Source organism: Paractinoplanes rishiriensis (assembly GCF_016862375.1).
Lineage (GTDB): Bacteria > Actinomycetota > Actinomycetes > Mycobacteriales > Micromonosporaceae > Actinoplanes > Actinoplanes rishiriensis.
On record NZ_BOMV01000103.1, the window covers coordinates 1 to 10721 of the forward strand.

Annotated in this window: 13 protein-coding genes; 7 read left to right on the plus strand and 6 right to left on the minus strand. The window is 71.2% G+C overall.

Going from position 1 to position 10721, the window contains the following annotated elements:
* Positions 1 to 94 precede the first annotated feature (94 nt).
* The gene (locus Ari01nite_RS44205; RefSeq protein WP_203790127.1) at positions 95 to 730 is read right to left on the minus strand and encodes a GyrI-like domain-containing protein; all 636 of its coding nucleotides are present in this window, start codon (positions 728 to 730) and stop codon (positions 95 to 97) included.
* Positions 731 to 837: 107 nt separating this feature from the next.
* On the opposite strand from Ari01nite_RS44205, the gene Ari01nite_RS44210 reads away from it, so the two are divergent.
* Positions 838 to 1491 carry an HAD family hydrolase gene (locus tag Ari01nite_RS44210; protein ID WP_203790128.1) on the plus strand — a complete coding sequence of 218 codons (654 nt, stop codon included), beginning with the start codon at positions 838 to 840 and terminating at the stop codon, positions 1489 to 1491.
* Complete coding sequence (locus Ari01nite_RS44215) at positions 1488 to 1982, plus strand: DUF309 domain-containing protein (RefSeq protein WP_203790130.1); 495 nt, start codon at positions 1488 to 1490, stop codon at positions 1980 to 1982. The genes Ari01nite_RS44210 and Ari01nite_RS44215 overlap by 4 nt, the downstream gene beginning before the upstream one ends.
* 162 nt (positions 1983 to 2144) lie before the next feature.
* Here the strand turns inward: Ari01nite_RS44215 and Ari01nite_RS44220 are convergent, their stop codons facing one another.
* Positions 2145 to 3146: a serine hydrolase gene (locus Ari01nite_RS44220; protein WP_203790132.1), complete on the minus strand. Its 1002-nt coding sequence runs from the start codon at positions 3144 to 3146 to the stop codon at positions 2145 to 2147.
* Between the two features lie 58 nt (positions 3147 to 3204).
* Between Ari01nite_RS44220 and Ari01nite_RS44225 the strand changes: the two genes are divergently transcribed.
* The gene (locus Ari01nite_RS44225; protein ID WP_203790134.1) at positions 3205 to 3633 is read left to right on the plus strand and encodes a VOC family protein; all 429 of its coding nucleotides are present in this window, start codon (positions 3205 to 3207) and stop codon (positions 3631 to 3633) included.
* A gap of 196 nt (positions 3634 to 3829) precedes the next feature.
* Here Ari01nite_RS44225 and Ari01nite_RS44230 read toward each other — a convergent pair whose 3' ends face one another.
* From Ari01nite_RS44230 to Ari01nite_RS44245, 4 genes are all read right to left on the minus strand, one after another.
* Positions 3830 to 4330, minus strand: coding sequence for a sortase domain-containing protein (locus Ari01nite_RS44230; protein ID WP_203790136.1), 501 nt, complete (start codon positions 4328 to 4330; stop codon positions 3830 to 3832).
* A gap of 96 nt (positions 4331 to 4426) precedes the next feature.
* Entirely contained in the window at positions 4427 to 5761 is a 1335-nt protein-coding gene (locus tag Ari01nite_RS44235) for a jacalin-like lectin (RefSeq protein WP_203790138.1), read from the minus strand.
* A gap of 39 nt (positions 5762 to 5800) precedes the next feature.
* Positions 5801 to 6970 carry an L-2-hydroxyglutarate dehydrogenase gene (gene lhgD, locus Ari01nite_RS44240; RefSeq protein ID WP_203790140.1) on the minus strand — a complete coding sequence of 390 codons (1170 nt, stop codon included), beginning with the start codon at positions 6968 to 6970 and terminating at the stop codon, positions 5801 to 5803.
* A 17-nt stretch (positions 6971 to 6987) separates the two neighbouring features.
* A complete protein-coding gene (locus tag Ari01nite_RS44245) occupies positions 6988 to 8328 on the minus strand; it encodes a lysine N(6)-hydroxylase/L-ornithine N(5)-oxygenase family protein (RefSeq protein WP_203790142.1) in 1341 nt (446 codons plus the stop codon).
* A 373-nt stretch (positions 8329 to 8701) separates the two neighbouring features.
* Between Ari01nite_RS44245 and Ari01nite_RS44250 the strand changes: the two genes are divergently transcribed.
* The 4 genes from Ari01nite_RS44250 to Ari01nite_RS44265 form a co-directional block, all read left to right on the plus strand.
* Positions 8702 to 8986 carry a GntR family transcriptional regulator gene (locus tag Ari01nite_RS44250; protein ID WP_239163545.1) on the plus strand — a complete coding sequence of 95 codons (285 nt, stop codon included), beginning with the start codon at positions 8702 to 8704 and terminating at the stop codon, positions 8984 to 8986.
* Positions 8987 to 9102: 116 nt separating this feature from the next.
* Positions 9103 to 9891: a hypothetical protein gene (locus tag Ari01nite_RS44255; protein WP_203790144.1), complete on the plus strand. Its 789-nt coding sequence runs from the start codon at positions 9103 to 9105 to the stop codon at positions 9889 to 9891.
* A 141-nt stretch (positions 9892 to 10032) separates the two neighbouring features.
* Positions 10033 to 10470, plus strand: coding sequence for an NfeD family protein (locus Ari01nite_RS44260; protein WP_203790146.1), 438 nt, complete (start codon positions 10033 to 10035; stop codon positions 10468 to 10470).
* 40 nt (positions 10471 to 10510) lie between these two features.
* On the plus strand, positions 10511 to 10721 hold a 211-nt coding region (locus Ari01nite_RS44265; protein WP_369076787.1), incomplete at its 3' end, for an SPFH domain-containing protein.

A 10721-nucleotide genomic window follows, 5' to 3' on the forward strand; every position in this document is an offset into this window, starting at 1 on the left:
GGCAGGCGGCAGGCGGCGGGCGGCGGACGGCAGGCGGCAGGCGGCAGGCGGCAGGCGGCGGACGGCAGGCGGCAGGCGGCAGGCGGCAGGCGGCTCAAGGTTGCGCGGGTGCTGACGGCTCGACCGGCTGGCGGAGGATCGTGCGGAGCTTCTCGGGCGCCACCTTGCGGGAGTCGCTGAGGTAGATCTCGTGGTGTTTGCCGGTCATCCGAAGGCCATTACCGGGGATGAAGTCGTGATGCAGCTTGGCCAGGGTCTCGGCCTCGTCGTCGTAGGAGCCGACGTGCAGGATCTGGACGCAGCGGCCCTCGGACAGCGACTCCAGGCGGACCTCGTGCAGGCGGCGCGGATTGCCCTTCGCGGCGACCTGCTTGACGGCCTCGGTGAGCATGTCCTGGTCGATCCACTCTGGGACCATGATCATGAGGGTCCAGTCCCAGCGGGACTTGTCGCGGGCCGCGGTGAAGGAGTCCATGTCGTCGGCCCACCACAGGCCCTCGAGCGGCATGACGACGTAGTCGCGGCCCAGGCGCTGCTTGCTGGCGAACTTCAGCCGGTACGCCAACGGGTAGAGCGCCTCGACGGCGTCGCTGAACGCGGCGTCCGTGTTCGGGTCGCCGTGGCCGTCGACCATGAGGTACTGCAGTTCGGGCACCTCGACGACCTCGAACCGGCCCGGCCGGGCGCGGTAGGCACCGATCTCCCGCTTGAAGTCGACCTTGTCCGTCATCGTGCACCTGAGCTTTCTACCTGCGGAGAAACTCAGTGAACCCTAGAGGAACCCAGCCGGCCCCGGGGGCGAGCGCGCGGACGGATGAGGCCGCCAGAATGGGGAGCGTGACGGTCAAGGCGCTGATCTTCGACTTCGACGGGCTGCTGATGGACACGGAGACGACGCTGCTGGAGAGCTGGGTCTGGGAATGGCGGCGGCATGGTCTGGAGCTGGATCCGGCCGGGTTCTTCGCCGATCACGGCGGGGACGCGAACGACGGGCGCTACGCCGCGCTGGCGGCGGCGGTCGGGCCGGGCTACGACCGGGCGAGCAGTCACACGCTGCGGATGGCGCACCGGGCCGAGTTGAACGTGGCACTGCAGCCGGCGCCGGGCGTCGTCGGGTGGCTGGACCGGGCCGCTGAGCTGGGGCTGCGGCTCGCGGTGGCCAGCAGTTCGGCATCTGGTCATGTGAGTTCGATGCTGCGGCAGGCGGGACTGCTGGCGCGGTTCGAAGTGCTGGCCACCGGTGACGAGGTGGCCGCGCACAAGCCGGACCCGGCCGTCTACCTGCTGGCGCTGCAGCGGCTCGGGCTGCCGGCCGGGCAGGCCGTCGCGTTCGAGGACACCGCGCACGGGGTGGCCGCGGCGCGCGCGGCGGGACTGCGCTGCGTGGCGGTGCCCAACCCGCACGCGGACCACGCCCGGTTCGGCGCCGCGGACCTCGTGGTGGCCAGTGCGGCGGACGTTCCGCTGGACGCGGCAGTATGGGGGGCATGACGTCCCGCGCAGACGACGACCGCATCGCCCGTGATCGTGACCCGGCCGGCCGGGCCCGCAACGCCCGGCCGCGGGACGGGCTGGGGCGGCCGCTGCCACGCGGCACGGTGGGGGTGCCGACGACGCCCGAGGACGTCGTTCTGTCGCCGGCCGAGGCGCTGCGGGAGGCGGAGCGCCTGCTGGCGGCCGGGCGCCCCTTCCACGCGCACGAGGTGCTGGAAGGGGCCTGGAAGGCGTGCGAGGACGACACGCGCGAGCTCTGGAAGGGGCTCGCCCAGCTCGCCGTCGGCGTCACCCACCTGCGGCGGGGAAACAACGTCGGTGCGGTCCGTCTGCTCACCCGGGCGGCCGATCGCATTGAGCCGTACGCGGCGGCGCCGCCGCACGACATCGCGGTCGCGGCGCTGACGGAGTGGGCGCGCGGGCTGGTGGCGCGGATCGAGCAGGGCGGCCGGGTGCCCGAGGATCGGCTGGCGCCGCGACTGACCTGATGACACCGTCGGGTGTCGACCGTGCTGCCCGCGGCCGGCACCGCGACCAGCCCGCGGTCCAAAACCCCGGTGGCATCTGCGGGGTCGGGGCGCCATGGGGCGGCGCCCCGACGAGCGTAATCGATGACCTTTGATGGAACGTTGCGGTGTGGTGAAGCCGGGTCAGCCGCCGTTCACCGGGATGAACTTCGCCGGGAGGTCGGCGGCGCGCAAGGTGGCCGCGGCCGGGCCGGTGGGGAGGTTGTCCATCATGGTGCGGCCGATTACCGCGTGGGCCTCGACGGCCGGGTGGGTTGCGCCGTAGTTGTCCCGGTCGCCCAGGCCGTGGGCGAACATCGCGTAGGTCAGCTTGGGCAGGCCGTCGGGGCCGAACATGATGCCGGCCTCGTGCCGGGACGCGCCGGCCGTGTTGAAGTCGGCGCCGTACTTCGAGGCGACCCGGCTGCGCTCCTCCGACGACATGACGCGGCGTACCCCGTCCATGTAGCCGTTGATCCACCTGGTGATGCTCAGCAGGAAGGTGCAGGACGACGGCGACAGCAGGGTCCTGGTGGCCAGCCGCCAGAGCAGGTCGTGCATCTCGCGCGGCGTGGTGGTGCCGAGGTAGAAGCGGTTCGGGTTGGCCACCGGCTCGACCCGGGTGTGCACGAAGCCCTTCGCGGCCAGGATCTCGTTGATCTCCAGGGCCGGCACCAGCCGGCCGCACATGCGCACCGCCGTGTTGTCCGAGACCAGCAGCATCGCGGTGAGGAAGTTGGCCACCGTGACCTGGTCGCCCCACACGGTGTGCAGGAAGTAGATGCCGCTGCCGCCGAGGATGATGTCGGCCGGCAGGTCGAGTTTCTGCCCCAGGGTGAGCTCGCCACGGTCGACCTTGTCCATGACCGCCGTGGCCACCGCGAGTTTCTGCACGCTGTATCCCTGCGTGACGCGGTCGGCCTCGTCCTCGACGATCGGGACGAGCGCACCGGTGGCGTCGACGCCGGCGATGTGGGTGCTCCAGGTGCCGCCGGCCTTCGCCTTCTGCCGCTGGTAGGTGGCGCGGATGCGGGCCGGCCCGGGACGCGGCGCGGCGGCGGCCGGCTGACCGGTGCCCAGGGCGACGGAGGCGGTGGCGGCGGCGCCGAGGCCGAGCGCCGTGCGACGTGAGTAGGTTGCGGACATGCGGGCGAACGTACTTCATCGGTGCACATAGGCCGGTCCGACCTGCTTCAATCCCGGCATGAAACCCAACCGATCCATCCCGGCGGCCACCGTCGTCCCGGTCCTGACCTACCCCGATGTGCGCGCCGCGGTCGCCTGGCTGTCCGCCGCGTTCGGCTTCGAGGAACGCGTCCGGATCGGCGAGGACCACCGGGCCCAGATGCGGTTCGGCGACGGCGCGCTGATCGTGGCCGACACCACCAGCCGCCGGGCGGCACCGGACCGCGGGACCGGGTTCACCCACACCGTGCTGGTCCGGGTGGACGACGTCCGCGCGCACTGCGAGCGGGCCCGGGCGCACGGGGCCGAGATCGTCATGGAGCCCCGGGACTGGGAGTACGGCGAGCGCCAGTACGAGGCGATCGACCTGGCCGGCCATTTCTGGGTTTTCTCCGAGACGCTGGCCGACGTGCAACCCGAGGAGTGGGGTGGCACCACCGTCGGCTGAGCATCGAGCAGATCGGGATATCAACCTGGCGGCCCGCCCGTGGTGGACTCGGGCGGGCCGCCAGGTTACCGAGGTGGCCCGTGCCCCCACGGACCACCTCGGCTCTCCGGAACGTCCCGTGCCCCCACGGTTCGCCCCGGCATCAACCAAGTGGCCGCGTGGCCCGGAAAGGTTGCCCGCGGTCGGCGAAATTTTTTCAGACCTGCCGGGCCACCACGATGAGGTTGGGCCGGTCGACGCTGCCGCAGGTCATCAGGGTCAGGGCCGGGTAGTCGCGGGGGCCCTGCATGCGGTCGCCCGGGAAGTGGTCCTTAGGGTAGAGCGCGATGCCGGTGACCACGAACGGGACCACGCCGCCGTCGGACCGCTCCACCTCGACCAGGTCGCCGGGCCGCAGCAGCCGCAGCCGGGCGAACACCGCCCCGACCGGGCCGACCAGCACGGCCGAGCCGAGTTCGCCGGGCGCCGGCGAGCCGTCGTACCAGGCCACCGGGCCGACCGCGGGCACGTCCAGGTCGCCGTCGGGGCGCAGGCCGATCGGCACCACGTCGGTGCGCAGGTCGATGGCCTCGATCATCAGCCGGACGGGCCTCGGGCGCGGGGCGGCCCGGACCGGTCCGGCGTTGCGCTGCCGGGCGGCGGCGTTCTGCCGCCTCAGGGTGCCGGGCCGCGAGCCCGGCCATCGGCTGTCAGCCATGGCGCAGTCTCCCAGGTGCGCTACGGGGCGGGACTGCCCCGCCGCACGTTAACCCGGGAGGCCGTACGCCATAACCCAACTATCGGTGATCGGTCACTACCGCTTCGTATAGATGAGCCCGACCTTGTCCACCTCGGCCCCCGCGCGGCCGTGGAAGCCGGCCACCTGCCAGCCGGCCGGCGCGGTGCGGGTCACGCAGTCCGCGGTGGTGGTGCCGCCGGCCAGGACGTTGCCGGCGCTGGTGGTGAACTCGGCGTAGAAGATCCTGGTGCTGTTGCTGTGTTTGGCCCGGCAGAGGCGCACCGCGGTCACGTACTCGGTGCTGCCCAGGGTGAGCGACTTCGCGGTGCCGCCGGTGCCGCCGTGCGCCAGCACCGTGCCGCCGGTCAGGGTCAGGCCGATCTGGTCGACCCGGCTGCCGGCCCGCAGGCTGACCGCGGTGGCCCGGGCACCGGCCGGCACCGCGCCGAGATCGGTGTAGTAGCCGCCGTGCGGGCCGCCGAACTGCTCGCTGAGCTGGTACGCCGCGTTCGCCGACCAGGTGAAGCCGACGCTGATCGGATAGTGGTCGGAGAGCCGGAGGCCGTCCGCGGTGCGGAAGCCGGCGTCCTCGTTGTGGTAAGCCGTGGCGGTCAGCGTGACCTGCCGGTTGCTCCGGTAGAGGACCTTGTCGACCACCTCGCAGCCGTCGGTGACCGCGCTCTCGTCGCAGGTCAGCGCCGGGCTGCCGATGGCCGGCGCCACCCCGCCGCGCTCCAGCTGCACCCAGGCGTCGGTGAGGCCGTTCGCGGCGGCGAAGGCGGCGATCGTGTCCCCGGTACGCGTGAAGCGGGTGTTCGTGTCGCCCATCACCACCACGGCGTTGCCGGCCGAGTGCGACCGGATGAAGGCGGTCAGCTGGTTCAGGTTGTCGGCCCGCGAGGTCAGGTCGCCCGCGCTGGTCCCGGCGTTCGCGTGCAGGTTGTAGAAGTCGGCGTAGACCCCCTCGGCCAGCCGCACGCGCATGAAGGTGAAGCCCTTGGGGGTCAGGCAGTCCCCCGAGTCGAACTGGCAGGAGTTCCACCGGACCCGTTCAAAATCATCGACGTCGTACGGGAGATCCGACAGCGTGTTCAGGCCGCTCCCGATGCCGGCACCGCCGCTGGTCGGGGTCCGGTGCGGGTGGTTGTCCGCGGCGTAGAGGTTGGCGTGGTAGTTGAAGTCCTCCTGGACTGCCACGAGGTCGAACGGCGCGAGCCGCTGGCCGATCGCGGTGGTCGCCGGTGCGCGCGGGGTGGGTGCGCTGGACAGCCCCTCGGGCAGCCCGGCCACGTTGTACGTCAGGACGGTGAAGGTGCCGCCGGCCGCGTGCGCGGGCGCGGCGGCGACCAGGACGGAGGCGGCGGCAGCAGCCACGGCCAGGCCGGCCGCGAAACGTGAAAGTGGGGACATGTACTGGACGGTAACTTCGACAAACGTCGATAGGAAGTCCTACCGGAGTACATCGGCCACATGTTCGGCGATGGCCATGCTCGAGGTGGCGGCCGGCGACGGCGCATTGCGGATCGCGGTGACCGGGCCGAGGTGGTGGATGCGGAAGTCGTCGACCAGGGTGCCGTCGCGGTCCAGGGCCTGGGCCCGCACGCCGGCACCGGCCCGCACCACGTCGTCCGGGCCGATCTCCGGCACATACCTGCGGGCCGCCACCAGGTAGGCGCGCTTGGACAACGAGCCGCGCCACTCGCGCAGACCTGTGCGCCAGTGCCGCCGGGCCATCCGCCAGGTGCCCGGCCAGGCGGCGATACCGGCCAGGTCGCGCGGTGCCACGTCGGAGCGCCGGTAGCCCTCCCGGGCCGTCGCCAGCACCGCGTTCGGGCCGACCTCCAGCGAGCCGTCGACCCGCCGGGTGTAGTGCACGCCGAGGAACGGGTAGCGCGGGTCGGGCACCGGATAGATGAGGCCGCGGACGAGATCGGCCTTGGCCGGCAGCACCCGCAGGTACTCACCCCGGAACGGGATGATCCGGGGTGCCGCGGTGTCCCCGGCCAGGGCGGACACCAGGTCGGTGTGCAGGCCGGCGCAGACGATCAACCGGTCGACCGCGACCGCGCGGGTGCCGGCGAAGACCGCGCCGGGGGTGACCCGGTCGACCCGGAAGCCCAGCCGCACCTCGCCGCCGCCGGCCACGATGTCGTCCGCGAACGCCTGCGCGACCCGGGTGAAGTCGGTGATCGCGGTGCGCGGCGACCACAGGGCGGCCAGGCCGGCGGCGTGCGGCTCGATCTCGCGGATCTCCGCGGGACCGATCCGCCGCAGGCCGGGCACCCGGTTGTCGCCGGCCCGGGCGGCCAGCGCGTCGAGCCGGGGCACCTCGTCCGCGGCGACCGCGACGACCAGCTTGCCGCATTCGGTGTACGGGATGGCGCGCTCGGCGCAGTACTCGCGCAGCATCGCGCCGCCCCGGGTGCACAACCGGGCCTTGAGACTGCCCGGCGGGTAGTAGAGGCCGGCGTGCACCACGCCCGAGTTGTGGCCGGTCTGGTGGGCCGCGACCCGGTCCTCCTTGTCGAGCACCACCACCCGGGTGCCGGGCCGGCGCCGTACGAGCTCGCGGCCGACGGCCAGCCCGACGATGCCGGCCCCGACGATGCCGATCACCATCCGGCGATTATCGCCGGTCAGCGGTCGCCGATCATGGCGAGCGGACGCGGGGCCGGCGGCGGCAGCGGGCGGCGGTCGGCCACGTCGGCCGCCACCGAGGCGACGATCTCGCCGGACCGGACCGCGACCGCAGACAGCAGCGTGGCGGTTATCCCGTGCGCGTGCTCGGTGTTGCCCTGCAGATAGATGCCGGCGTGCAGGTGGTCCTCGGTGACCACCCGGTAGTCCCGGTCGATCCGCAACAGATTCTCGTCGTCGCGGCGGCAGAGCGGGCCGGCGGTGCCGAGCAGCCGGGCCGTGTCGACCGGGCGGTAGCCGGTGGCGTACACGATCGCGTCGGCCTCGAGGGCCACCCGCTCGCCGGTCGGCAGGTGCTCCACCACCGCGGTCACGCCGTCCGGGCGGGCCTCCAGGTCGGCCACCCGGGACGCGTTCATCATCCGCAGCCGCTGCCGGCCCAGCACCCGCTCCCGGTAGACCCGGCGGTACAGGTCCTGGATCAGGTCGCCGTCGACCACCGAATAGTTGGTGTTGCGGTGGTAGTCGAACAGCATCCGCTTCACGTCGGCGGGCGCGTCGAAGTACAGGTCGACGGCCTCCGGGTCGAAGATGCGGTTGGCGAAGTTGCTGTCGTCGGCCGGGCTGTATCCGTACCGGAAGAAGACCGAGCAGACCTCGGCGGTCGGGTAGTTCTCGTGCAGGAACGCGACCGACTCGGCGGCGCTCTGGCCGGCGCCCACGACGATGAAGCGCTCCGGCGCGGACACCTCGAACGCGGCCGCCCGGTGCAGGATGTCGAGGTTGTGCCAGACCCGCTCGGCCGGGGTGATCTCGGGCGGCAGGCTGGACTCGAGGCCGACCGCGACCACCACGTTGCGGGCCCGGACCGTGCGCACTCCCCCGGCGTGCTGGGCGACCACGTCGAGGAAGTCGCCGCCGCCGACCGGCACCACGTCGATCACCGTGTGGCCGTACGCGACGGCGTCGCGCATCCGGCCGGCCGCCCAGGACAGGTAGTCGTGGAACTCGACCCGCAGCGGGTACATGCTCTTGTAGTTGATGAAGTCGGCCAGCCGGTCGTGCGCGTGCAGGTACGACACGAAGCTGAAGTCGCTGGCCGGGTTGCGCATGGTGACCAGGTCCTTGAGGAACGAGACCTGCATGTCGGCGGTCTCGAAGAGCATCCCCCGGTGCCAGCCGAAGTCGTCCTGCTTCTCCAGGAAGACGGCCGAGATGCGGTCCTCGACCCGCGGGCAGCGGGCGTTGTGTTCCTCGACGGCGATGGCGAGGGCCAGGTTCGATGGGCCGAAGCCGATGCCGACGAGGTCGTACACGTCGATGTCCACGGCAGACAACATGCGCACCTCACACTCGAAGTTAGGTGAGGCTAAGCTAAGCCAGAGCACTTCGTGAAGCAAGTTTTGGAAAGGCTATCTTCCATCGTCGTTTCGCGATGGAACCGGAGGAAAGAGCTGTGGCCGCGGCTCTCCGGAACCGCGGCGCCACCCTCACCGCCCTGGTAGCTGGCGCTGCGGCGGCCGTCACCCACCGGCGGGCACACAGACCTTCAGCGCCACGAAATTCGGCACACCGTCGTGTCCGCCGACTGGCCACGTGATTTTCGTCTATCCCGGACGGTGCCGGGGCGTCCGCCTCGTGCCTGGTGGGGAACGGCCCGGGAAACCGATATCCTGCCGGCAGTAGCACTCAGCACAGGAATAACGGAGATCGATGCCGGCAGCGCACGACAACGACCGACGGCAGGTGGGTGACCGGCTCCGCGAGGCGATCCTGCGCGGCGAGTTCCTGCCCGGCGAGCGTCTGGTCGAGGCCCAGCTGATGACCCGGTTCGGGGCGAGCCGGTTCAACGTCCGGCTGTCGCTCCCCCAGCACGAACGCGTCATCCAGGCGGTCCGCTCCGGCGACCCCAAGGCCGCCGAGGCCGCCATGCGCGAGCACATCGCCAGCGTGCTCGAGGCGCTCCGCTCGATCGACCAGCTCGGCGGACCCGCGTAGCAGTTCGGGGGGTGACAGGAGCAACACCGTTGCGACTAACCCGCCGGGATTGCCGGACGATGACCAACCTGAACAAGGCGAAGGCATCAGCGGTCCCCAGGGTAGGAGCTACCAGCATGGCAGTTGAAGCGGCAAAAACCGGACATGGCGTCTCCTGGTGGGCGGAGCTTCCCGACGTCTCCGACCGTTTCGACGCCGCCACCGTCACCGAGGGCCTCAGCGACCTCATCGCCCCCAGGATTCCCGCTCCGCTGCTGCGCCGGGAGGCCCAGATCGCCGCCGACGTGGTGGTCCGGCACCTCAACAAGCCCAACAGCATCGAACTGGCCGAACGCTCCGCGAAGGCGGTCGAACGCCTGGTTGCGACGGTCGACCGGATCGCCGAACGGCACACCGCCGACGACGACTCCGGCACCACCGCGGCGCACGCCCTGTGCCACGCCCTCCAGGGCCGGTGGGCGGACGCCGCCGCCGAGGTGGAGGCTGAGGTCGGCACCCAGCCGCTGTTGCGGGTCTTCGTCGCGGCGCTGCGCCTGGAACAGTTCGACGAGGCGCTCACCGTGCGACTGCTGCGCGCCGGCCAGAACCCCGGCACCGCGGTCCAGGCCGGCCGGGTGGTCGGCAAGCACGGCTGGTGGCCGAACTGGCTGCTCAAGATCGTCAACGACCGCGCGATGGCCGGCACCCTCGACGAGGACACCATCAACGCGCTCGACAATTGCGCCTACGCCGAGCTGAGCCCGGCCCAGTCGAAGATCGCCAGCCGCCTGCTCAACGGCGACGAGGCTCTGATCGACACGTCCGCACAGCGACTCGAGGCGCTCGGCGACCCCGGTGCCGCCGAGAAGCTGCGCGCGGGCGACCTCACCGCGGTCGCCCTGGCAGCCCGGGCCCTGCCACTGTGAGACCACGGCGGCCCCACAATTATTTCGTATTCTCATGTGGGGCCGCACACGGAATCATGACGATTCCGTGACAAGAAATGCCGGCGGCAGGCGACGATCCGGGAAGTGGTCGAATCAGCGCCGGCGTGTCACCATCGATTTATGGATGTGCTGGTGTGGATTCTCCTCGGTGCGGCGCTCGCCGTCGCGGAAATCTTCACGACCACGCTCTTTCTGCTGATGTTTTCGGCGGGTGCGCTCGCCGCTGCTGGTGCCGCCGCGCTCGGTGCGCCGGCGCCCGTCCAGGCCGGTGTCTTCGTGGTCGTCTCGGTCCTGACGCTGGCGGCCGTCCGGCCCGCGCTGCGCCGCCACCTGAACCGGCGCGGCCCGGTCGCGATGGGCACCGACACGATGCGGGGCGCGGCGGCGGTCGTCGTCGAACAGGTCGGCACCGGGCACGGCATGGTGCGGATCGACGGCGAGCTGTGGCAGGCGCGGTCGCTCGAGGATTCTGTCTATCAGCCCGGTGAAATGGTCCGGATTGTCGACATCAGCGAGGGCGCCGTGGTGGTTTGGCACGATACCCATCCGTCATTGTGACCCACGCCGCCAATTCGCTGAAAAAAGGTGGTTCCGCCATATGGACGTCGTCATCGGTGTCGTCGTTGCCGTTGTTCTCCTGACCGCCGTCGTCACCCTTCTGAAAACTGTCCGGATCGTGCCGCAGCAGCGGATGGACGTGGTCGAGCGGCTGGGCCGGTACAAAAAGACACTGAGCCCAGGTCTCAATCTGCTGGTGCCGTTCGTCGATGCGGTGCGGAGCAAGGTCGACATGCGTGAGCAGGTCGTTT